Source organism: Hymenobacter citatus, assembly GCF_014333615.1.
In the GTDB taxonomy this organism is placed as follows: Bacteria; Bacteroidota; Bacteroidia; order Cytophagales; family Hymenobacteraceae; genus Hymenobacter; species Hymenobacter citatus.
This window is the reverse complement of record NZ_JACSCY010000004.1, coordinates 278858-300718: the sequence shown is the minus strand read 5'-3', so window position 1 is coordinate 300718 and position 21861 is coordinate 278858. Positions and strand designations below refer to the sequence as shown.

Here is a 21861-nt window from a genome sequence, read left to right as displayed (position 1 = left end):
TCAACTTGGACAAAGGTTTTACGTTGAGGTTGCTACGTATAGTAGGGCGCAATCATGAAGTACACGATAACCCCTGTAACGGACACATATAGCCAGATAGGAAACGTCCAGCGAGCTATCCGGCGATGCTTAGCAAATTGCTGCGTCAGTGCGTAATACAGCGTAAACAGCACCAATGCTACCGTCACGGCTGCCAGCACGATATGCGTCAGCAGCAAAAAATAATACACCCCCCGAATGGTCCCTACCCCGCCAAACTTTGTGACGATGCCCTGCGAGTGATAGGCCACATACGATACCAAGAACAGCGACCCAAGCAGAAAGGCCATGCCCATCATAGCACGATGACGCGCTACATTCTTTCTCCGGATAAAATAATACCCGAGTATTAGAAAAACAGCCGTTAGTGAATTTAGCCCAGCATTCACAGCAGGCAACATCTTCACGTCGAGGCCTTCTACCTTCAGAATTCCTGGAAAGAAGTACAGTACAGCAACGGCCAATGGTATCACTGCGCCCAGTACACCGGCTAAAATTTTGTATTTGGTAGTACCGCCAGGATTAGCGGCCTGCGTCGTCGTGCTCATAGATGTACAATAGAACGCCTATCTCGGTCAATAGCCGATCAATCTCTTTATGCTTGGTGCCGTCGTAAATGCCTCGTATTTGCTGCTCGCGGTCTATTAAAAACAGGTTTGGGGTCTGAATCGTGCTGTTTTTAACCGCCGGTAAATGATAATCATCAGCTACACGACGCAATACTGTGCTATCGCCCGCCAGAAACCACCATTTGCCGGCAATAGCACCGTACTGTTCAGCCGCTTTTTCGGGCGTAATGCCAGCGGTTAGATACGTAACCAGCTTCACTTGCGGATCTTGACGGTATAGTTCCTGCACACGGGCCAGTTGCGCAATGGGCTCGGGCGAGGCACCGGGACAATTAGCACATAAGAATCCTGCTACGTAGAGCCCACTACCTGCTATTTCTGTTACAGCCTCCGGGTGCCCAGATTGAGAGACTAATCCGAAGCTGCTCAGGTGGTGATAAACAGTATCGCGCTGCCACTTTCCGCCTACTTGTGTTGAGTCAACACGTTCGGGAAAGAAAGTTGGCAGCGCGTAATGATTGGTGCCAAAGCTTTTCAGAAATAGAAAAGCCAGGACGGGCACAAGCAGCATAAGGCCCAACAACAGGGTTTGCCGGGGCCGCATGTATTAGCTGCTAAATGTATGCTGAAGCAACTCGCCAGCGTAAGAGCCTTCGGTTACCAATGCTACCAGTAACCAAATGAGTAGCGCAACTGGAATAAGAATACTCCAGATCAAGCCTTTCGTCTCGTGCTTCAAGTGCATAAATTCTGCTACAATGAAGAACGCCTTGAAAATGGTTAGCACAATATAGATGCTGTTCCGCAAGGTGCTGGATGGCATCGTAAAGGCAATAACAAACTCAACGGCCGTGATGCCCACTAATACCCAGAAAGTCTTCCAGATCCAACCGGTGTTGGGCTTCGGAATTTCCCGTATCTCGTTGTGTTGAACTTCGACGTGATGTGCCATTATAACTAAATGGTTGAATTACTGAATGGGTAAATGGCTGGTCGTTCCAACGCATTGTGGAGCGACCAGCCATTTAAATTTTACGATTAAACAAGGTAGAAGAAGGTGAATACAAACACCCATACTAAGTCTACAAAGTGCCAGTAGAGACCAATTTTCTCTACCATCTCATAATGGCCACGCTTCTCGAAGGTACCATTAGTGGTAGCAATGAAAGCCCATACCAGTAGGCAAACACCTGAGAATACGTGCGTGCCATGGAAACCAGTGATAAAGAAGAACAAGTCGCCAAATAGCACCGGGCCATATTGGTTCATGGCCAAATTGGCGCCGTGGAACATGGTTCCGTCGCTCATTAGCGTACCTTCTTCATGACCGCCAATAAAGTGACTCCACTCCCACGCCTGAGAGCTCAGGAAAGTAGCTCCAAATAGAATAGTCCACAAAAGCCATTTCTGCACATCATTCTTATCCATGCGGTGACCAGCCTCTACGGCTAATACCATTGTCACGGAACTGAAGATGAGAATCATCGTCATCAACGCCACGAAGGCTAGCGGTAGATCTACGCCGTGAAAACCAGGGAAAGCATTAAAGACCTTCTCAGGAATAGGCCAGTAGGCAGTTGAGAACTCAAAATCTTTTACATCACCTACATACACCGGATTGCGGTGACGGATCATACCGTAGGTGGTCAGGAACGCAGCAAACGTGAAGGCATCCGACAGCAGAAAGAACCACATCATCAGCTTGCCGTAGCTCGCCTTAAAGGGTTCGTTACCGCCATCCCAAGTGCCGGAACGTGGCTGTTCGAGTTCGACCGAATTCGTCGTGGGGGCCAGCGTTGAGGAAGAAGTGGACATACTATGCGGGGTAAGACAATACTAGTGGTTCAAAAGTAGGAACAAATACAGGTACAACCAAAGCCCACCGAGGAAGTGCCAGTAGATAGTCGCATTGCCTATCGAGAGCATTTGCTTGGAATGTACTTCATAGCGCAAGCTTTTGCGGAGCACAATCCACAGAAAAATCAGGCCTGTAACGAGGTGGAAGGCGTGCACGCCCATGAGCACGTATACGAACGAACCCGAAGGATTGGCGTCGGTACCACCGAAGAAAATTCGGCTGGCTACTAAATCACCCCATACATTCCACTGCCCCACCAGAAAGGCTAACCCTAAGATAAAGGTTAGAATCAACGCAATGCGTACTTGTTTAATACTGTTGCGTCGGGCAGCCAGATAGGCCCACTGCATGGTACCAGAGCTTAGTAGAATGATAGCACTGTTGATGGCTAGCGCTATGGGTAGGGCAAACTCCAGCCAGTTGCCTTCATCGCGCCGCACAATATAGGCGCTGGTGTAAGCAGCAAAAATCATCGAACTGCTGATCATCAGCAGAATCAGTTGCAAGCGGTACGGGTGTTGGCCGGTACCGGGTTCTTTGGCGGTTAAAACTTCAGAGGTATGCATACTCGGGTAGGTTACAGTTTATCGAATACCAACGCAATCTGAACAATAGGCAGGTAGAGAAACGAGCCAAACATGATGCTCATCGCCGCTTTCTTGGAACAGGTACGCATGAGATAGAACGTTTGCCCCAGGAATAAAACTCCACATACCACAGCAATTATTCCATATGTAGTGCCCGTCATATGGAAAACAGTTGGTAACAGGCTCAGCGGAATCAGCACCAGCGTGTAGGTCATGATCTGGATGGCTGTGCGCAGGTCTTTACCACCTGGGGTAGGCAGCATTTTGAAACCAGCTTTCTTGTAATCATCGTCCAGCACCCAGGCAATAGCCCAGAAGTGCGGGAACTGCCACATAAACTGAATGCCGAACAGAATCCAAGCCTCTACCCCTAACACGCCGGTAGCAGCCACCCAACCAATCATAGGCGGCATCCCACCCGGAATAGCGCCAACGGCCACGCACACGGGTGAAATTGTTTTAAGCGGCGTATAGATGAACCCGTACAAAATCAGCGAAAGCAATGACAACGCTGCTGTTAGTGGATTGAAGAAGTATGCTAGGATTCCGAGACCTAGGATACCCGTTACAAAAACAAATGTCCAACCTTCCGTCACGCTCACTACCCCTGTAGGAATAGGGCGCTTAGCGGTGCGCTTCATTAGCTTATCAAGATCCTTCTCAAAAATTTGATTGATGGTATTAGCTGAGCCCGTTACCAATAAGCCACCCACCAGTACCAGCAGTGCCCTACTCAAATCAAGCTCACGAGCCCCTAATAGGTAGCCAATGGCACTGGAAAAGGCTACCGTGAGAGCCAGACGAAACTTGAGTAGCTGAAAAAACGCTCTGGCTTTAGACATCCGAGAGATTAAACTGATAATTGGCCCTTAGACTCGGCCAAATGCGGGGCGCAAAGTTACGCAACAACCCGCGGAAACGCCGCCTGCCCTACTGTTTTCCGAGTGTGCCGATAGGCCAACAATAAGACGAACTGCGCCCCAAACAACAAAGTCCCTAGCAAAAGGTGCACTGGCTGAACCGCTGCTGGCAGACTAAAATAAGCTAACGTAATCCCAGCTAGAATCTCTACTACGATTACACCTATTACTACAGTTGCTAAGCGCTGCAAGCGCCTATTAGGCTGCCTATACAACTGATACACCACATAAGCATTCAGCAGTAACAGCACCGCTGAAAACGTACGGTGTACCGGGAAAACGCTTCCTAGCTGGTCAATCCAAGTTTGTCGCTGTAGGTAGCCGTTTGCAGTAGCTACTAAATCAACCTGTTCACGTACCTGGGTACCTAACACTATCTGTGCGAACGTCAGCAACACAAGTAGCCATAGCCAGCCCGACATTCCAGCAGCTATGGGTGCTTCACTACTTCTTTCGACCTCTACCGTCTCCCGTTGTGAGCGCTCTACCGCGTAAATCAGTATGGCTACAATAAGTAGCGCCAATCCCATATGAATGGTTATCATGATGGGCAGCAAATTGGTAGAAACAACCAATGAACCTAACCAACCTTGTACTCCTGTTAGGATGAAGGCTGAAAAGGCCAGCCAGAACACTGTTCGGTCGCGGCGCCAGTAGGGCCACGCTAATACAGCCGTCAGGAAGACAAATACACCAATCAAGGCCCCTACCAGGCGGTTTACATATTCGATCCAGGTTTTTACCGGATTGAAATCAGTTTCTATGTACTGCGTTGGGTGAGCAAAAATATTGCTTGCTACCTGCCTAAAACCGAAACGCTCAAGCGTTGTCGCCAATCGCTTGTTTTTAGCCACGCGTTGCGCTGTATATACTTCCTTGTAATCAGCCGGAAGCTGACTGATATTGATAGGCGGCACCCACGTTCCAAAGCATTTCGGCCAGTCTGGGCAACCCATACCAGAGCCTGTGCTACGCACAATACCTCCTACTAAAATCAATAAGTAAACTGATACAACAGTGAGTACACCGAAAAACCGAAACCGGCGGACGAAAGCAGGTGCGCGCATAGCTGATAAATCTTCTTCTTAGTGAAACAAAGTTCACTAGCGTGTTGCTCCAAAAAATTGATTAAATGCCAAATTTATTTGGGCATGTTCTTCATCCGAATAAATAGCAACGGGCCGCCGTAAATACAGCGGCCCGTTTGAAAAAACACTCAGGCAAAATCTAGTCAGCCATTTCTCGCTCGTAAGGCATATTCGACGACTGCGTTTGCGAGAAGGGTACGTTCTGCGGAATGAAATCCGTCTCAGCACCAGGCTTACTGTAGTCGTAAGGCCAACGGTACACAGCAGGGATGGCACCAGGCCAGTTACCGTGACCAGGAACAACTGGCGTAGTCCACTCCAACGTGTTCGACTGCCAAGGATTCTCCGTAGCCCGACGGCCGCGGAAGATGCTGTAGAAGAAGTTGAAGATGAAAACAAATTGCGCGAAGAAAGCCAGGATGGCAGCCACCGAGATGAACTTGTTCAGGTCAGCGAACTGGCTGAATGTATCGAAGCCAGTCCACGAGTAATAACGGCGGGGGAAACCGGCAATACCTACATAGTGCATGGGTAAGAAAACCAAATACACACCGAGGAAAGTCAACCAGAAGTGGATATAGCCAAGCTTCTCGTCCATCATGCGGCCGAACATTTTCGGGAACCAGTGATACACACCAGCAAACAAGCCGAAGAATGCCGAGCTACCCATTACCAAGTGGAAGTGAGCTACTACGAAGTAGGTATTGTGCATCTGAATATCCAGCGCAGCGTTACCTAGTATGATACCCGTCAGACCACCCGAAACGAACAAGGATACAAAGCCAATCGAGAATAGCATGGCCGTAGTGAATCGGATATTACCACGCCACAGGGTAGCCAGCCAGTTAAACGTTTTCACAGCTGAAGGCACCGCAATAATGAGCGTCAAGAACATGAAGACTGAACCCAAGAAAGGGTTCATACCTGTCACGAACATGTGGTGAGCCCATACAACGAAGGAAAGTAATGAGATACCGAGAAGCGAACCAATCATAGCACGGTAGCCGAAGATGGGCTTACGAGCGTTGGTGGCCATGATTTCCGATACCATACCCATGGCCGGCATAATCACGATGTATACCTCAGGGTGACCCAAGAACCAGAACAAGTGCTGGAACAGAATGGGGCTACCGCCTGTGTTCGGTAGAGCCTGACCAGCAATATAAATGTCTGACAAGAAGAAGCTTGTACCGAACGAACGGTCAAAGATCAGGAGCAATGCTGCCGAGAAAAGTACGGGGAAAGCCAACAGACCCAGTACGGCCGTCAAGAAAAACGACCAAATAGTGAGTGGCAGCTTCGACATCGACATACCGCGGGTACGCAGGTTGATGATAGTCGTGATATAGTTAACACCACCAAGCAGCTGCGAGACAATGAACAGAGCCATCGACACCAACCAAAGAGTCATACCAGCACCTGAACCAGGAATAGCCTGCGGCAGAGCGCTCAGCGGAGGATAGATTGTCCATCCAGCAGCAGCTGGACCCGTCTCAATAAACAGCGACGAGAACATAATCACACTGGAAATAAAGAAGAACCAGTAGGACAGCATGTTCATAAAGCCCGAAGCCATGTCACGAGCGCCAATCTGCAACGGAATCAGGAAGTTTGAGAAAGTACCGCTCAAACCTGCTGTCAGCACGAAGAATACCATGATGGTACCGTGCATCGTCACTAAAGCGAGGTAAAACTCGGGGTTCAGCTTACCAGCCTCTACCCATTTACCTAATACTGGTGTCAGCCATTCCAGAGTTGCCTCAGGCCAGCCGAGTTGCAAACGGAACAAGCTAGACAATGTGCCGCCTAGAATGGCCCAGAAAATACCTGTGATGAGGAACTGCTTGGCAATTACTTTATGGTCCGTACTAAAGACGTACTTCGAAATAAAGCTTTGCTCGTGGTGCTCATCATGGTGCAGATGATCTTCGTGCTCGGTATGCGGAACCGATACACCAATACCACCCTGCGCCTGTGCGTTAGTAGGAATATTAGCAGCCATAGAGAAGCGTGCGTTAAAATGTAATTACAACGAAGCTGGAGTAGCCGATTGTACAGCGGCTGTAGCAGCCGGACCTACTGGAGCAGTTGCTCCAATCGTTTTCTGACCCTGTGCTTTTTTCTTCAAGTTAGCCAGAATTTCAGGATTCTGCGACGAGAAGGATTTCTGTTGCGACAACCAAGCAATGTAATCTTCTGGTTCCTCCACAATCACTTCCATTCGCATGGCAAAGTGGCCCCGACCGCATATTTGGTTGCAAGCCAATTCATAAGTGAATTTAGGGTTACCAGTCTTAGCACGCATTTCCTCAGTCGTCAGGGTAGGCGTGAACCAAAACTTAGTAGGCATACCAGGTACGGCGTACATCTGCACCCGGAAGTGAGGCATGTACACAGCATGCAGGACATCGCGCGAACGAATCTTGAACATAATAGGGTGGCCTTTAGGAATATGCAAAGCACCCGAGGAGAAGGTGATGTCATCCAAAGAACTCTGGTCGCTCAAGTCAAGACCAAAATCATTAGAAGCATCAATCAGACGATAATTCACTACTCCAAGCTTCTGGTCACGACCGGGGTAGCGAGCCAACCAGCCAAACTGCTTGCCCATTACTTCGATAACTACCGAATCCTTAGGAGCAGGACCAGTAATACGCGTCCATTCCTTCCAACCAGCGAAAACCAAAGCTGCCATGACAACAGCAGGAATCAACGTCCAGATGATTTCGATTTTATTGTTGTGCGCAAAGAAAAACGCACGACGACCCTCACGATGCTGGTATTTATAGGAGTACCCAAACAAAAGTACCTGGGTCAATACAAAAGCGATACCCAGAATAACCATGGTGGTCCAGAACATCTTCTCCAACGCATGGCCGTGTACGGAAGCGATAGGAGGATTCATGGCATCAAAGCTGTCTGCGAACGACCATGCGAAAGCCGCACCGCCAACAACTAGAAAAACCAGGAATAAAACCGCATTTACACGGTTGCTGGTACCGATTTCACGGTTAGAGCTACCTGAGAAAATGGACGTCAGAATCTGGAGGCGAAACAGCAGGCCAAACACGACCAGCAGCAACACCAGAACCAGCAGAATACCAAGAGCAATCATTTGTGAAGAAGTTAGAAGCTAGCAGCTGGAAATCGAAAAGCGAAGAAAGAACAAACTTCTACCTGTCAGCTTTCAATTTCCAGCGTCTAAAATTTAAGTCGTGTGATGGATGCTCTCGTCGAGGAAAGGATGATTGACGGGAACCAAAGAAGCCTGTGATAAGCGCTTCGTGAGTAGCAACAAAAAGCTACCTAAGAATACCAACGCAGTGCCTATTTCAATGATAAACCCATTATTTCCCCGCATAGTTGCAGGCATGATCATTAAATAAAAGTCAAACCAGTGGCCTACCAGAATGGCAATGCTTACAATCTTCAGCATGATCATTTGGCGCTTGGCATCGCGGGTCATCAACACCAAGAAAGGGAATGCAAAGTTGATAACTAGGTTGAAGAAGAACAGCCCAGTATAGGCATTATCAAAACCGCCAAGACGTTGGTTGAAGTATACTGACTCTTCAGGAATGTTAGCATACCAAATCAGCATGAACTGTGAGAACCACACGTAGGTCCAGAAGATGCTGAAACCAAACATAAACTTGCCTAGATCGTGCAAGTGGCTGGAATTAACAAATCGTAAGTAACCCGCTTGCTTCAGGAAGATGGTGCAAAGCGTAATGGCAGCAATGCCCGATACCCACCAGCTAGCGAAGACATACCAGCCGAACATCGTGCTGTACCAGTGCGTGTCTATTGACATTACCCAATCCCAGGCCGACATCGATTCTGTAACGGCGAACAGTACGAGAAACAGTGCAGCTGTTTTGATGCTTTGATGGAAGTAATACGTACCACCATTCAAGTCTTCTTCTAGTGACAGTTTACGTAGGCGCTCCGTGAATACCCACCAAATTACGAGGTAAGATACAGTGCGAATCAGGTAAAAAGGTACGCTAAGGAAACCACTCTTACCAGCGATGATAGCGTCGTAATTCTCACTTCCGGGCGTCATAATCCCTGGTGTTGTCCAGTGGAAGATGTCACTGTGCCATAGGTTCAACAGGAACACAATAACCAGAATGACACCGCCGGGTAGAATCCAAGCGCTAGTTGCTTCTGGCACACGCCGAATTGCAGCTGACCAACCAGCGTAGGCAACCGTATTGATTGCGACCCAAACAGTACCTACAACCGATAAGCCAAGAAAGAAAATGTTGCTGTGCCACACGCTCACGATGATGCGCTTAATCCACAGTGGGCTACCATGGTGAGCCCCAGCATGACCAGCAGCCTCGTGTCCAGCAGCGTGCTCAGCGCCTACCCCCAAAAGGGCCATAGCTACGCCAATGACAAATAAAACAACGCCGGCCAGAATTAGCCAAATAAACTTTTTACGGGTTTCAGACGAAAGTACCAGGTGTTCAGCCGTGGCGCTTTCGTGGTGCGTCAGTGTTGCCATAGTTCCTTAGTTCGCCGTTCCGTTAGTTGCTTTTGTATTACCCTGTCCGGGAGTAGCCGAACCAGTTCCAGCTTGTGCTTCTCCTACCGCAGACTGATTAGATGAATCAGAAGTTTCGGTTGAATCTGCAGCGGAACTCTTTGGTCCTGCCTTCACCATTTTGGCTAGGCCATCAGGTCCTTCACCTAGTTGCAGCGCCCGAACGTACATAGCAATTTTCCACCGTTCTTCTGGATTAACCTGCGAACCATGTGGCATCATGCGACCCTTGCCCCATTCAATGACGTGGTAAATATGACCATCGTTCATTGTCTTATAAGCTCCGGCAGAGTAGTTCGGCACACCTTTGAACTTCTGGCCAACTGGACCTTGCCCATCGCCTTGTTCACCATGGCAATGCTGGCAGTTGCGAGCATAAAGGGTTTGTCCTTCTACTAAATTTTCCTGCGTGTAAGCCAGCGGGTTCGTCAAACGACGCGAAGCCTGCTCAACACTATCTTTTGGAATATGATCGTAGTAGTCGAGCTTACCCAGTGGAACAGTACCTACCGGCGGTGTACGCTGGTTGATACCCATTGGGTTGATTGTGTTAGCCGTGATTTGCCGCAGAGGCTCATACGGAATAGATTCGTACATCTCCGGCGCATATTCGATGCCGGTGTCATTGGCGTCGTGGCAAGCAGTCGTACAGATTGCTCCAAATGCCATCAACGACGCTTGCAGACCTATTTTCAGCGAATGCGCCATTAGTTCTTAGTCATTTCTTTTTCGTTGACTTCTGAAGCGCCATTATCACGCAACAGTTGAGTCAACTGGCCTAGATTGCTTGTATCGTCCTTCAGTTCGATAGCCATCACAAATTTATCATCCGTCGAACGCACATCCATCACCTGCACTTTTGGCTTGGGATACATGCTTGTAATGATAAAGAAGGTAATGGCCATACCATGGCAAGTAAACAATACCGTCAATTCGAATGAAACCGGGATGAATGCTGGCAACGAAATGTGCGGCTTGCCACCGATAATCATGGGCCAGTCGAAACCTAGCATGTAGATCTGCATCCACAGGGCGAAAGACAAACCGCATAAGCCGTAGAAGAAGGCGGCAATAGGTAGACGGCTTCGCTCAATACCCAGGGCGTCATCAATGCCGTGGATAGGGAAAGGCGTGAATACATCGTAAATCTTCACTCCCGCTGCGCGCACGTTCTCAATGGCGTGCAGGAGTACGTCTTCGTCATCGAAAACGCCGAGGGCGAAACGCTTAGTCATGTTTGGTATAAGTTATGGGAGCGGAAGCCGGTACGCCAGGGGTAGTGTGGTGATGCGTAGGAGCGTGATGTGGGTCGTGGCCCGTATAGGTAGGACCGTTGTCTACACCATATTTCAGGATTGTTTTCACCTCTGCCATGTTGATAACCGGGAAGAATTTGGCGAACAGCAGGAATAGGGTGAAGAATAGACCCATTGTACCTACATAGATACCGATGTCGATAATCGAGGGAGAGAACATAGCCCAGCTCGAAGGTAGGTAGTCGCGGTGCAGGGAGGTCACGATAATTACAAAACGCTCGAACCACATGCCGATGTTTACAATAATCGACAGTACGAACGTCATCGGAATGCTGTATCGCACTTTGCGGAACCACACCAACTGGGGCGTAATTACGTTGCAAGTCATCATCGACGCGTAGGCCCACCAGTAAGGACCCGTTGCACGGTTGATAAATGCGTACTGTTCGAACTCTACCTGTGAGTACCAAGCAATGAAGAACTCGGTGATATACGCTACCCCTACAATAGAGCCCGTAATCATCATGATCTTATTCATCAGCGCGATGTGCTCGAGCGTGATGTAGTCTTCCAACTTAAACACTACCCGCGTAATGAGCATCAACGTCAGTACCATAGCGAAGCCCGAAAAAATAGCTCCAGCTACGAAGTAGGGCGGGAAGATCGTAGTATGCCAGCCCGGTACTACGGAGGTTGCAAAGTCCATCGATACAATGGTGTGTACCGATAGTACCAGCGGAGTCGATACACCTGCCAGAATCAGCGAGACTGTTTCATAACGTGACCAAGCTTTAGCTGAACCTTTCCAGTTCATGCTCAGCATGGAGTATGCTACTTTAGCAATCGGACCCTTAGCTCGGTCGCGGATGGTAGCAAAGTCAGGAATCAGACCGATGTACCAGAAAACCAACGAAACCGAGAAGTAAGTTGAGATGGCGAATACGTCCCACAGCAGCGGTGAGTTAAAGTTTGCCCATAACGAACCAAACGTATTCTGTAGCGGAAATACCCAATAAGCCTGCCATGGGCGGCCCATGTGCAATACTGGGAACATAGCCGCGCAGATTACGGCGAAAATCGTCATGGCTTCGGCTGCACGGTTGATGGACGAACGCCATTTTTGGCGGAACAGCAACAGTACGGCAGAAATCAGAGTGCCGGCGTGGCCAATCCCTACCCACCACACGAAGTTGGTGATATCCCAGGCCCAGCCAACGGTTTTATTGAGGCCCCATTCCCCGATACCATACCATAGGGTACGGTATACAGAATAGAGAAATACGCCAAGGAAGAATAGGGCAACGGCCAGGGCCGCCATCCACCGAATATTCGGCTTGGCTTCTACCTGCCGGCACACGTCCTGCGTGATGTCGTGGTACGTTTTCCCCCCGGTTACGAGCGGCTCCCGTACAGGCGATACGTGCTGCATAGTGGTTTATTTAAAGGAAGTGGCAGGAAGCAGGCTGATCGTAACACGTAGTATCGAACGGCCCACTCCTATTCTCAATGGCTAGATCACAAATTCATTTCCGTTCTCCACGTTCCGGATTTTAGTCAGGTACGTGATATTCGGCTGCACGTTGATTTGGTCGAGGACGTGGAAAGCCCGCTCACCGTCTTCACGACGTAGTAGCTTCGAAATCCGCGACTCCGGGTCACGCATATCACCGAATACGATGGCTTCAGTGGGGCAAGACTGAGCGCAAGCCGACACAATTTCACCATCCTTCGGACGACGCTTCTGCTTCTTCGCTTCCAGCTTACCAAGCTGAATACGTTGCACGCAGAGCGAGCATTTCTCCATTACACCGCGGGCCCGAACCGTTACGTCGGGGTTGAGGACCATGCGGCCAAGATCAGTGAACATATGGCCGTTCACGTTTTCAAACTTCTCGTTGGTGTAGTACGAGAACCAGTTGAAACGACGCACTTTATATGGGCAGTTATTGGCGCAATAACGCGTGCCTACGCAACGGTTATAGGTCATTTGGTTGAGACCTTCCGAGCTATGGGTAGTAGCTAGTACGGGGCATACCGTTTCGCAGGGAGCGTGGTTGCAGTGCTGGCACATCAGCGGCTGGAAAATCACTTTTGGATTTTCGGCCGGATTTTCCATCGCAGCGTACGTAGCCAACTTACCTTCCGTCTCGAACTCATCGCGGTGGTGGTCGGAGCTGTAGTAACGGTCGATGCGCATCCAATGCATCTCACGACGGTTGATTACCTCCTGCTTACCTACTACCGCTACGTTGTTTTCAGCCTGGCACCCAATCACGCACGAGCCGCAGCCGATGCATGAGTTGAGGTCGATGGCCATACCCCAGTGGTGGTTCTTATACTCGTAGTCTTGCCACAACGATACACGCGCGGGAGCTTCTAGCCCATCAGGGGTAGCAATTTTCTCGTACTCGGTTACCTCTTTCGGATTCTCAATGTACTTCGCCAGCGTCGCTTCCTGCACCACGGCCTTGCGGTCCATGATGGTGTGGTGCGTTTGGGTCTGAGCAATTGTCTCGTTAGCGCCGGTTTTGTCTAGCTTAGCAGTGGTGGCATATACGATGCTGTTGCCAGCCATTGTGGCTAATGGCAACACGTTCGCCCCTACCCCATCGCCTACTTTGCCGGTCTGCTTACGGCCATAGCCAATTGCAATAGCGATAGTGCCTTTTGCCTGGCCTGGCTGTATCAATAGCGGCAGCTCTACCGACTTACCGTTAGCAGCAGTTACTTTCAATACATCGCCTTGCTCCCAGTCATTGGCCTTTGCCATGTCATAGGGCACGCATACATAGTTACCCCAAGTCGCTTTAGAAACTGGGTCGGGTAATTCTTGCAACCATGGGTTGTTGGCCTCAGATCCATTACCGATACCTACTTTTTCGTATAGTACCAGCTCTACGTCACCTGATTTTGCTGGTGCACTCAGCGCAGTAGCGGCAGAAGCAGCATCCATAGCTGTGGTAGGAGCAGTCGCGGGTAAAGCAGTACCCATTACTACCCCGTCATGTACCGCTTTATCCCAAGCAGCCTGGAAGCCGCTGGCACCTAATACCCCGCGCCACTGGGCACGTAGGTAATCGTAATAGCTTGTGTTGTTACTAGCCCAAGTCAGCAAGCTTTCTTGCGCTTGGCGGGTAGCAAATAGCGGCGAAATAGCAGGCTGCGCTAAGCTTAGATACCCACGCTTCGGCTCGTAGTCATTCCACGATTCCAGATAGTGGTGATCGGGAGCAGCATATTTGCACAGAGAACCGGTTTCGTCGAGCCGGTCGTTGAGCGAGATTGTGAGAGGTAAACCGGGCAGTGCCGCAGCAATATCTGCCCCCATGGGGTGATCATATACTGGGTTAGCGTTGTAGAAAATAACAGCGCCAACGCTCTTGTTTTTGATATCGTTTACCAGTTGCGTCATGCGAGCATCGTTGCCCTGACGAACCAGTGAAGGATTAGCTAAATCAACTGTTGTACCTACGTTACCTAGCGACTGGTTGATGGCTGCTACTAGTGCCTGTACGTTCGCATCATTGGAACCCGATACAACAAGGCTACGGCCGCGGTTTGCCTTAAGCTCGTTAGCAGCTTTGGTTAGGGTAGCATTCTTATAGGAACCGCCGCCACCGCCTACTACTGCATTGTACAGAGCTAGCGCCACGGCACCCATTTCAGAAGGCTTCACTGGCACGCGCGTGTCGGCATTGGCACCCGTCAACGACATTGTCGTTTCAAACTGGTAGTGCCGCGACATCGTTTTCTTCTCGCTCGATACTTTGCGCGTAGTGGCGTACTGCTTGGCAAATTCTACTGGCGATAACCAAGTGCCGAGGAAATCAGCGCCAAGGCTTACGATAACATTCGCCTGGCTGAAATTATAGCTCGGCAATACTCCACCATTAGCTTGTAGCAAGCCGCTAGCCGAAACTACGTCATACTGCACGTGCTCCGTGTTGGGGTAGCGCGATGCAAATTCAGCAATAACCTTTTTGGTAGAAGGGCTGATAATGGTAGGCGACACGATGGCAATACGACTAGCTTGTGCCAGCTTCGTGCGGATTTCATTATCTACCCGGCTCTTATCGGCTTTCTTACGGTCGATGGTGAAATGCTGTAGACGAGCACCGTCGTACAGACTCAACACCGACGCCTGAGCGCGAGCCGATAGGCCACCACGCGTGAGCGGCGACTCGGGGTTGCCTTCCAGCTTAATTGGTCGACCATCGCGGGTCTTTACCAATACGCTGTTATAGTCCTGGCCCGTGAAGTAGGTAGAAGCGTAGAAGTTAGCAATACCAGGGTCTACCTCCTGTGGCTTATTCAGGTAGGGAATAGCCTTGCGAACCGGAGTTTCGCAGCTGGCGAGGGTAGCGGCAGCAATACCGAAACCCATCAGTTTGAGGAAGTCGCGGCGCGGGGCTACCGCAGCGTCGGAAGAGCCATAGGTTTCTTTCACCGGCAGGAAGTCCGCGAATTCTGTCAGCGCGTTCTTCACAAACTCCGGCGAGTTCTCCAGTTCCTCAATTCCCTTCCAGTACTTAGGCGACTCTTGCATTTGTGTATGGGGACTTAGGGTCTTGGGGACTGGGGTCATAATCCTGACTCCGCATAATCTCCAAGTAAGGCTTGTTTAATATCTTTTATTGGTTGTCTTAGCAAGAACCTATTAGTTGTAAGGTCCTTGCTAAGACGTACAATTTAGTAGTGGCACTTCGAGCACTCGGTACCACCATTCGACGACACTGTGAAAGGCACAGCACTGTTCTTGCTGTCGTGCAATTTCACTAGGTTATCGTAGTATGCGTTGCCCTTCGTGTTGAGTGGCGTTTCGCGGTGGCAGTTGATGCACCAGCCCATCGTTAGAGCAGAGTACTGGTACACTACGTCCATATTCTGAATCGGACCGTGGCAGGTCTGGCACTCTAGACCGCCCACTTGGGTGTGCTGTGAGTGGTTGAAGTAAGCCAAGTCTGGCAGGTTGTGAATGCGCACCCATTGAATAGGCTGCTTGCGCTCAATAGCACGATAGATTTTCTTGATTTCTGGCGATTCTGTTTTGATCTGCGAGTGGCAGTTCATACAGATGTTTGGCGACGGAATGTTGGCTGACTTGCTCTTGTACACTGACGTATGGCAGTAAGCGCAGTTGATCTGATTTTCGCCGGCGTGCAGTTTGTGCGAGAATGCGATCGGCTGCGTAGGCTGGTAGCCTTGCGTCAGACCAATACCCATGGCTGCCTGCACTGATTCATAGAGTACTACTAAGATGAATACCGTGATGGCAATGCCACGTACGGCACCCGACTTGTAAATCTTTGAGAAGTCGTAGCGCTGGTTGAGTTGCTCTACGTCGCGGCCGCTCAGGTCTTTACGACCACGCAACACGTCTTTCATCAGGTTAGCGATGATAACCAGCGTTACTACTAGTACAATCAGCACTACTACCAACACTATCATCAATAGGTCGATATATTGACCGGCTTCAGTGCTACCATTTGCATTGGTTGGAGCTGCGCCATCGGCTCCAGCTGTTGCTCCGCCTGCTGGTGGGGTAGGGTTCGCGCTACCTTCCTGTGAGGTGGTATAAGCGATAATCGACTTAATTTCATCGTCCGACAAAGCGAAGCTAGGCATCTGCTGCTTGCCGTACTCGTTAAAAAGCTTCACAGCATAAGCGTCGCCGCTGGCAACTACTTTGCTGGAGTTTTTAATCCATGGAATGATCCAGGACATCGGACGACGCTTGGTGATGCCAGCAAGAGCAGGGCCTACCACTTTCTCGTTGACAGCGTGGCACTGGGCACAGTTGCCTTTAAACAATGCGTCGCCGGCTGCAATGGCAGCAGCATCGCCTCCGCCAGCGGCAGGAGCAGCACCCTGCGCAGCAGCAGGGGCACCATCGGCACCGGCAGTGGCGCCGGGAGTTACACCTTCTTTGCTAACGGCTGGCGCAGAACCAACCTCCTGAGCCAATGACTGGCCAACGGTGGCAACCGTCAGGAAAAGAGCAAGAAGCAGTTTAGGAAGAGTACGAAATCGGATGCTATCCATAGCACAAATTGACTGGGAAGAAAGAAACGCAGGCGTGCATCAAGGCCACAAATGTAGGTTGGGAATCGCAGACAACAAACCAGAAGAGGCGAAAATTAGCCCTTACCGTCTTGGTTAGAAAGATTCTAAACTACCTCACATTCTAGTAGTTATACTTATATAATAGTATATACACTACTAAGTAGCTGTTACTTAGCAGAGTTATATTGATTCATATAATATACTTAAGAAATGTTTCAAAAGGCAAGACAAATTCTGACGCACAGTTAGTTAGACCGTATCAGGCTATAATTAAAATTATAATCTGGTTATAGGCATCGGGCAAGAAAAAGCGTATCTTTGCCGCCTCATTTAGTTTTCACACACAATTTTCACCCCGTCGTAATGGAAGTAAGAAATTACGAGACGGTCTTCATTTTGACTCCCGTATTGAACGAGAGCCAAGTGCAAGAGACGGTCGAGAAGTTCACTCAGGTGCTTAAGGAAAATAGCGCCGACATTATCAATCAAGAAAGCTGGGGCCTGCGTAAGCTGGCTTACCCAATCCAGAAAAAATCAACCGGATATTATTTCCTGGTTGAGTTTACTGGCGAGGGCAACATCGTGGATACGCTGGAGCTGGCGTTCCGTCGTGACGAGCGCATCATCCGGTTCCTGACCACTGTGCTGGATAAGCACGCCGTGTCTTATAACCAGCGCCGCCGCAATGGCGAGATGAATCAGCAGAAAGCCAAACAACAATCGGAAGCCGCCGCCTAGTATCATGAGCCTAGCCAACGAAAGAATCCACAAGCAGGAGCAGCGTAAGAAATACTGCCGCTTCAAGAAAAACGGCATCAAGTATGTCGATTACAAAGACCCAAACTTCCTGCTGAAGTTTGTGAACGAGCAGGGCCGCGTGTTGCCCCGCCGCATCACAGGCACCAGCCTGAAGTTTCAGCGCAAAGTAGCTCAGGCAGTAGCCAAAGCTCGTCACTTGGCGCTGATGCCGTATGTAACCGATTCGCTAAAATAGTTTCTAGTTATTGGTTTTTTGTTTTTGGTTACTTGACCGTTTCCTCTGTTCACTAGACATTGAGGCTACTGCCGGGACACCAAAAACCAACAACCAGAAACCAACAAAGTCATGGAAGTAATTCTGAAAGACCACGTAAAGGGTCTGGGCGAGAAGAACGACATCGTAACGGTGAAGCCCGGCTACGGTCGTAACTACCTGCTGCCCCAGGGTCTGGCTATTCTGGCCGACAAATCGAACAAGAAAATCGTAGCTGAGAACGTACGTCAGGCTGCGCACAAAGCCGATAAAATTCAGGGTGACGCTCAAGCTATTGCCGACAAAATCGGTGATATGGTGCTGGAAATTCCGGCTAAAGTGGGCGAAACCGGTAAGATCTTCGGCCGCGTAACTACGCTGCAGCTAGCCGATGCCTTGGCCAACAAAGGCATTGAGGTAGAGCGCAAGCGTATTTCGTTTGACCAAGAGCCTTCGACGGCCGGTGAGTACACCGCTACTCTGAACCTGCACAAAGAAGTGAAGCATCAGGTTCGCTTCAACGTAGTAGCTGAGTAGGCAACTACTCTTTGCTAAGAAAGCCCGACTGCTTTGGTAGTCGGGCTTTTTCGTTGCGGATAGAATGGTTTCCTGGCCAACATATGTTGCCCTTCGTATTAGCTAACTGGTTTATATAAGCAATTTACTCTCATCTTTGTCCATGAGTGCTTTGTTTCTGAAGTTGCCGCGCTTCGGTGGCGCGCGATTTAGGGGCGGCGCGGCGTATTTGTTGGTCGGCTATCGGCCCTAGCTTCTTTGCATGTTTCGTACTGAAATTCCTCTTATTCCTTATCCGCAGCAGCTGCCACACACAGCACGAGTGCTGACGGTAGGTTCTTGCTTCGCGGAGACAATTGGCGCGCGCCTAACCGAAAATAAGGTCGCGGCCGTTGTGAATCCCTTTGGCACCGTGTTTAATCCGCTCACGGCTTGCCAGTTGCTACGCGCAGCGGCTGGTGAGGATATGGATTGGCAACAGCACTTGGTGGAAGCCCGCGGCCGCTGGCAAAGCTATGACCTGCACGCTACCCTTGGGGCCGATTCACCGGTTATGCTGTTGCAGCAAATTCAGGAGCTGGTACAGCAAACCGGTGATTTTCTGCGCACTGCCGACGTGGTGATGCTGACGCTGGGTACTGCATTTGTATACCGGCTGCGCGCTACCGGCGAGTTGGTGAGTAATTGCCACAAGGTTCCGGCAAATCAGTTTGAAAAGGAACTACTGACACCGGACGAAATTATCAACGCCGTGGCGGAAACCCACGCCTACCTACGGCGTCATAATCCGAAGCTACGGTTTATCCTGACGGTGAGTCCCGTACGTCACCTGAAGGATACGCTTCCCCTGAATGCTGTGAGTAAGTCGACTCTCCGGCTGGCTTGCCATTACCTGAGCGAGTTGCTACCCGATGTATCGTATTTTCCGGCCTACGAACTGCTGCTAGACGATTTACGCGACTACCGTTTCTATGCCGATGATATGCTGCACCCTTCTATGGTGGCGCAAGACTACATTTGGGAGCGATTTACGCGTACGTATTTCGATGCAGCGTTTGGTCGCTTCAAAAAGGAATGGCATTCAATACAACAGGCGCTATATCATCGGCCGTTGTATGCAGGTGCACCTGAGCATCGCCAGTTTCTGGAAAGTACGCTAGAACGCTTGCGGCGTCTGGGCCAGCAGGTAGATGTAGCTACGGAAATAGATGCCTTAGAGCAGCAATTAGCAGCGCTACCTTTCCCTCCTGTGCCTGAACCGGAATCGGAGCCAGATGACGATGAAGAACGAATTGATATTGGCGAGTATGCTGAGCCAGCTCCCGTAGCTGCTACGCCAGCGGCATCGGCACCAGCGGAAGAAGATGTTGTTTACTCAGAGGAAGCACTGGCTGACCTACCTGCTACGCCTGTGGTGGAAGAGGCTGAGCAAGTTGTAGACGAAGCTGTTACCCAACTTCCCAAGAAAAAACGTCGAAGCCGAGGCGGAGCCAAGCGCACAGCGCGCAAGCGTGCCGCGCTGGAGGCTTTGGCAGCCCAGGAAGCAGCTTCGGAACCCAATGAGGAGACCGAAATGGCTATTGAAGCTGACCTGCTCCCTTCCATTGAGGTAGCTGACGAGCAGCCTGCTATAGGGGAGCAGGTTGTAGAAGAAACCGTGGATGAGCCAGCCGATGTAGAAGATACCGATACTGCACCAAAACCCCGCAAGGGCCGTACGGCCGGCCAGATATTGGCTGACAAGAAAAAGGCGCGGCGCTCGGGTAAGAACCGCGGCCGTCAACTGGCGCCTCTTTATGCTACGCCGGAAAACGTTTCTACAGAACAATCTATAGAACCTCCTCAGACGGCTCCTGAGTTGTTTCAAAGCGAAACCACAGTACCGGTGGTTGCAGAGACACTCCCTACCTCCTCCCCTACCCTGCCACCCGCAGAAGAGGAAGCACCTGTTGCTATCGTCTCAGCGGCTCCTGCTACCGTTGAGCCAGAGCTGACAGTAACAGCGCCTGAACCATCTGCGCAACCAGTAGAGCTTTCAGAAGCCCCACTCGTAGCCGACGCTGAAACTGCTCCTGCCCTACCGGCTGAGACGGAAGCAACGCCTACCCGCAAAGCTCCTAAACCTAAAGCACCAGCCAAGCCCCGGGCTTCTCGCAGCAAGAAAACGACCGTTGCACCTGCGCCGGTTGATACGACTGCACCAGAACCAGCTGACGCGCCTACCCCTACTGCACCCAAGCCGAGGGCACCCCGAAAGAAAGCTGTCAAAGCTTCTTCTCCACCAGCTTCTGAAACGGCACCGCAGTCTACTGTAGAACCGACCAATGCATCTGCGCCTGTGGCAGAAACTTCCCCCTCTGCGCCAAAACGCCGCGCTAGACCACCGCGCAAGAAACCGTCAAAACCTGACGATACACCAACGACATAGCATAGGAAAACAAAAGAGGGGCAGCCAATAAGGCTGCCCCTCTTTTGTTTTCCTATGCTTGAAAGCTATTTGAGGAAGTTGCTCGCAATGGTGAGTACCGTGGCCATGTCCAGGGGCTCGTCGAATGCCTCGGAAGCCTGATCGGCCGTTACATTGGGAATAGACGTGAGATTGACACCGGCTTGCGTAACGTTCGCTTCAGAAGGGAACATGTCGGCGGGCATGCCAGGGCCATACACAGGAGCCGTGACGCTCGGCAAAGGGCCACCACCTTCGTTGCCGGTAATCCAGCTCTTGGGTAGGCCGTTGGCCTGCGTACCTCCGCGACGCATGGTGCGAATGTGCGAGGCGTGGCGGGCCTCCACGGAGTGAATGTTCAGAGCAGCTTCGAGTACTGTATTATTTTCGATCAGCAATGGAGCACCACCTTTGTAAGCGCGCACACCGGTGTCTTCGAAAGCTTGCGCCAGCGCCAGGAAGTTCTGCCGGTAGCGGAACACCTCTGAAATCAAGGGAGCGCGCGTACCACCCTTCGAGCCGGTGAAATCGAAATCGTTGGCGGTGAGCGGCGCAATGGCGCTGCTACCCAATACAGCTTTCAGAAAGTTTACGTGCTTGAGTTCGTCGTCGCGGATAATCGTGATGGCGGCCAGATCGGCCTGCACAAACAGATTGCGCGTCTTCACGCCCATGTCGTAGAAGTAGTATTCCAGGTATTCCAGCGTTAGGGCAAAGTTCAGAACGTCCGTTATCTGCTTGCCCAGGCTCGATGATTGCCCGTAGGCTTTCTGGAACATGGAACCCATAGCCAATGGTACGGCCGCTGCAGCTAGCTTTTTACCAAAGCCAGCAAAGTGCTTGAAAACCTGACGACGCTGGTCGAGTCGCTCATAGACTTCTGGGTCTACCTTCTCGATTTCGGCGAGTATGTTGAGAATATTCATGGAGTAATGGTTTACAGAACAGAAGGATG

General features: G+C 50.5%; 20 protein-coding genes. 4 read left to right on the top strand and 16 right to left on the bottom strand.

What is annotated here, in order from left to right; translation table 11 throughout:
* Nucleotides 1-32 precede the first annotated feature (32 nt).
* The 15 genes from H8B15_RS07565 to H8B15_RS07495 all read right to left on the bottom strand — a co-directional run bounded on the left by H8B15_RS07565 (nucleotide 33) and on the right by H8B15_RS07495 (nucleotide 16911).
* Nucleotides 33-587 carry a DUF420 domain-containing protein gene (locus H8B15_RS07565; protein WP_187319056.1) on the bottom strand — a complete coding sequence of 185 codons (555 nt, stop codon included), beginning with the start codon at nucleotides 585-587 and terminating at the stop codon, nucleotides 33-35.
* Nucleotides 562-1179 (bottom strand): SCO family protein, encoded by a 618-nt coding sequence (locus H8B15_RS07560; protein ID WP_187319055.1) that lies wholly within the window; start codon nucleotides 1177-1179, stop codon nucleotides 562-564. Before H8B15_RS07560 ends, H8B15_RS07565 begins: the two co-directional genes overlap by 26 nt.
* Nucleotides 1180-1215: 36 nt before the next feature.
* Nucleotides 1216-1560 (bottom strand): cytochrome C oxidase subunit IV family protein, encoded by a 345-nt coding sequence (locus tag H8B15_RS07555; protein ID WP_185281010.1) that lies wholly within the window; start codon nucleotides 1558-1560, stop codon nucleotides 1216-1218.
* A gap of 86 nt (nucleotides 1561-1646) precedes the next feature.
* A complete protein-coding gene (locus tag H8B15_RS07550) occupies nucleotides 1647-2423 on the bottom strand; it encodes a cytochrome c oxidase subunit 3 (protein WP_187319054.1) in 777 nt (258 codons plus the stop codon).
* A gap of 21 nt (nucleotides 2424-2444) precedes the next feature.
* Entirely contained in the window at nucleotides 2445-3032 is a 588-nt protein-coding gene (locus H8B15_RS07545) for a cytochrome c oxidase subunit 3 (protein WP_187319053.1), read from the bottom strand.
* 11 nt (nucleotides 3033-3043) lie between these two features.
* Complete coding sequence (cyoE, locus tag H8B15_RS07540) at nucleotides 3044-3895, bottom strand: heme o synthase (RefSeq protein ID WP_187319052.1); 852 nt, start codon at nucleotides 3893-3895, stop codon at nucleotides 3044-3046.
* A 56-nt stretch (nucleotides 3896-3951) separates the two neighbouring features.
* Nucleotides 3952-5040 carry a COX15/CtaA family protein gene (locus H8B15_RS07535; protein WP_187319051.1) on the bottom strand — a complete coding sequence of 363 codons (1089 nt, stop codon included), beginning with the start codon at nucleotides 5038-5040 and terminating at the stop codon, nucleotides 3952-3954.
* A 160-nt stretch (nucleotides 5041-5200) separates the two neighbouring features.
* On the bottom strand, nucleotides 5201-7063 hold the full coding sequence (locus tag H8B15_RS07530) for a cytochrome c oxidase subunit I (RefSeq protein ID WP_246455347.1): 1863 nt from the start codon (nucleotides 7061-7063) through the stop codon (nucleotides 5201-5203).
* 24 nt (nucleotides 7064-7087) lie between these two features.
* Complete coding sequence (locus H8B15_RS07525) at nucleotides 7088-8176, bottom strand: cytochrome c oxidase subunit II (protein ID WP_187319050.1); 1089 nt, start codon at nucleotides 8174-8176, stop codon at nucleotides 7088-7090.
* A gap of 93 nt (nucleotides 8177-8269) precedes the next feature.
* Nucleotides 8270-9574 carry a quinol:cytochrome C oxidoreductase gene (locus tag H8B15_RS07520; RefSeq protein ID WP_187319049.1) on the bottom strand — a complete coding sequence of 435 codons (1305 nt, stop codon included), beginning with the start codon at nucleotides 9572-9574 and terminating at the stop codon, nucleotides 8270-8272.
* A 6-nt stretch (nucleotides 9575-9580) separates the two neighbouring features.
* A complete protein-coding gene (locus H8B15_RS07515; RefSeq protein ID WP_187319048.1) occupies nucleotides 9581-10321 on the bottom strand; it encodes a c-type cytochrome in 741 nt (246 codons plus the stop codon).
* Nucleotides 10321-10848 (bottom strand): DUF3341 domain-containing protein, encoded by a 528-nt coding sequence (locus H8B15_RS07510; protein WP_185281017.1) that lies wholly within the window; start codon nucleotides 10846-10848, stop codon nucleotides 10321-10323. Before H8B15_RS07510 ends, H8B15_RS07515 begins: the two co-directional genes overlap by 1 nt.
* Nucleotides 10841-12298: an NrfD/PsrC family molybdoenzyme membrane anchor subunit gene (gene nrfD, locus H8B15_RS07505; protein ID WP_246455346.1), complete on the bottom strand. Its 1458-nt coding sequence runs from the start codon at nucleotides 12296-12298 to the stop codon at nucleotides 10841-10843. The genes H8B15_RS07510 and nrfD overlap by 8 nt, the downstream gene beginning before the upstream one ends.
* An 81-nt stretch (nucleotides 12299-12379) precedes the next feature.
* Entirely contained in the window at nucleotides 12380-15415 is a 3036-nt protein-coding gene (locus H8B15_RS07500; RefSeq protein ID WP_187319047.1) for a TAT-variant-translocated molybdopterin oxidoreductase, read from the bottom strand.
* Nucleotides 15416-15558: 143 nt separating this feature from the next.
* Nucleotides 15559-16911, bottom strand: coding sequence for a cytochrome c3 family protein (locus H8B15_RS07495; RefSeq protein WP_187319046.1), 1353 nt, complete (start codon nucleotides 16909-16911; stop codon nucleotides 15559-15561).
* Between the two features lie 384 nt (nucleotides 16912-17295).
* Here H8B15_RS07495 and rpsF point away from each other — a divergent pair, with 384 nt between their 5' ends.
* The 4 genes from rpsF to H8B15_RS07475 all read left to right on the top strand — a co-directional run bounded on the left by rpsF (nucleotide 17296) and on the right by H8B15_RS07475 (nucleotide 20888).
* On the top strand, nucleotides 17296-17670 hold the full coding sequence (gene rpsF, locus H8B15_RS07490; RefSeq protein WP_185281020.1) for a 30S ribosomal protein S6: 375 nt from the start codon (nucleotides 17296-17298) through the stop codon (nucleotides 17668-17670).
* A 4-nt stretch (nucleotides 17671-17674) separates the two neighbouring features.
* Nucleotides 17675-17926, top strand: coding sequence for a 30S ribosomal protein S18 (gene rpsR / locus H8B15_RS07485; protein WP_185281021.1), 252 nt, complete (start codon nucleotides 17675-17677; stop codon nucleotides 17924-17926).
* A 111-nt stretch (nucleotides 17927-18037) separates the two neighbouring features.
* The gene (gene rplI, locus H8B15_RS07480; RefSeq protein ID WP_187319045.1) at nucleotides 18038-18481 is read left to right on the top strand and encodes a 50S ribosomal protein L9; all 444 of its coding nucleotides are present in this window, start codon (nucleotides 18038-18040) and stop codon (nucleotides 18479-18481) included.
* 241 nt (nucleotides 18482-18722) lie between these two features.
* A complete protein-coding gene (locus H8B15_RS07475) occupies nucleotides 18723-20888 on the top strand; it encodes a GSCFA domain-containing protein (protein WP_187319044.1) in 2166 nt (721 codons plus the stop codon).
* A gap of 65 nt (nucleotides 20889-20953) precedes the next feature.
* On the opposite strand, the gene H8B15_RS07470 is transcribed toward H8B15_RS07475, so the two are convergent.
* Entirely contained in the window at nucleotides 20954-21832 is an 879-nt protein-coding gene (locus tag H8B15_RS07470; protein ID WP_187319043.1) for a ferritin-like domain-containing protein, read from the bottom strand.
* Between the last annotated feature and the right edge of the window lie 29 nt (nucleotides 21833-21861).

Excerpts from the sequence above, each read along its gene's own strand:
- H8B15_RS07565 (WP_187319056.1), bottom strand. The coding sequence starts at position 587 with ATGAGCACGACGACGCAGGCCGCTAATCCTGGCGGTACTACCAAATAC.
- H8B15_RS07560 (WP_187319055.1), bottom strand. The coding sequence starts at position 1,179 with ATGCTGCTTGTGCCCGTCCTGGCTTTTCTATTTCTGAAAAGCTTTGGC.
- H8B15_RS07555 (WP_185281010.1), bottom strand. The coding sequence starts at position 1,560 with ATGGCACATCACGTCGAAGTTCAACACAACGAGATACGGGAAATTCCG.
- H8B15_RS07550 (WP_187319054.1), bottom strand. The coding sequence starts at position 2,423 with ATGTCCACTTCTTCCTCAACGCTGGCCCCCACGACGAATTCGGTCGAA.
- H8B15_RS07545 (WP_187319053.1), bottom strand. The coding sequence starts at position 3,032 with ATGCATACCTCTGAAGTTTTAACCGCCAAAGAACCCGGTACCGGCCAA.
- cyoE (WP_187319052.1), bottom strand. The coding sequence starts at position 3,895 with ATGTCTAAAGCCAGAGCGTTTTTTCAGCTACTCAAGTTTCGTCTGGCT.
- H8B15_RS07535 (WP_187319051.1), bottom strand. The coding sequence starts at position 5,040 with ATGCGCGCACCTGCTTTCGTCCGCCGGTTTCGGTTTTTCGGTGTACTC.
- H8B15_RS07530 (WP_246455347.1), bottom strand. The coding sequence starts at position 7,063 with ATGGCTGCTAATATTCCTACTAACGCACAGGCGCAGGGTGGTATTGGT.
- H8B15_RS07525 (WP_187319050.1), bottom strand. The coding sequence starts at position 8,176 with ATGATTGCTCTTGGTATTCTGCTGGTTCTGGTGTTGCTGCTGGTCGTG.
- H8B15_RS07520 (WP_187319049.1), bottom strand. The coding sequence starts at position 9,574 with ATGGCAACACTGACGCACCACGAAAGCGCCACGGCTGAACACCTGGTA.
- H8B15_RS07515 (WP_187319048.1), bottom strand. The coding sequence starts at position 10,321 with ATGGCGCATTCGCTGAAAATAGGTCTGCAAGCGTCGTTGATGGCATTT.
- H8B15_RS07510 (WP_185281017.1), bottom strand. The coding sequence starts at position 10,848 with ATGACTAAGCGTTTCGCCCTCGGCGTTTTCGATGACGAAGACGTACTC.
- nrfD (WP_246455346.1), bottom strand. The coding sequence starts at position 12,298 with ATGCAGCACGTATCGCCTGTACGGGAGCCGCTCGTAACCGGGGGGAAA.
- H8B15_RS07500 (WP_187319047.1), bottom strand. The coding sequence starts at position 15,415 with ATGCAAGAGTCGCCTAAGTACTGGAAGGGAATTGAGGAACTGGAGAAC.
- H8B15_RS07495 (WP_187319046.1), bottom strand. The coding sequence starts at position 16,911 with ATGGATAGCATCCGATTTCGTACTCTTCCTAAACTGCTTCTTGCTCTT.
- rpsF (WP_185281020.1), top strand. The coding sequence starts at position 17,296 with ATGGAAGTAAGAAATTACGAGACGGTCTTCATTTTGACTCCCGTATTG.
- rpsR (WP_185281021.1), top strand. The coding sequence starts at position 17,675 with ATGAGCCTAGCCAACGAAAGAATCCACAAGCAGGAGCAGCGTAAGAAA.
- rplI (WP_187319045.1), top strand. The coding sequence starts at position 18,038 with ATGGAAGTAATTCTGAAAGACCACGTAAAGGGTCTGGGCGAGAAGAAC.
- H8B15_RS07475 (WP_187319044.1), top strand. The coding sequence starts at position 18,723 with ATGTTTCGTACTGAAATTCCTCTTATTCCTTATCCGCAGCAGCTGCCA.
- H8B15_RS07470 (WP_187319043.1), bottom strand. The coding sequence starts at position 21,832 with ATGAATATTCTCAACATACTCGCCGAAATCGAGAAGGTAGACCCAGAA.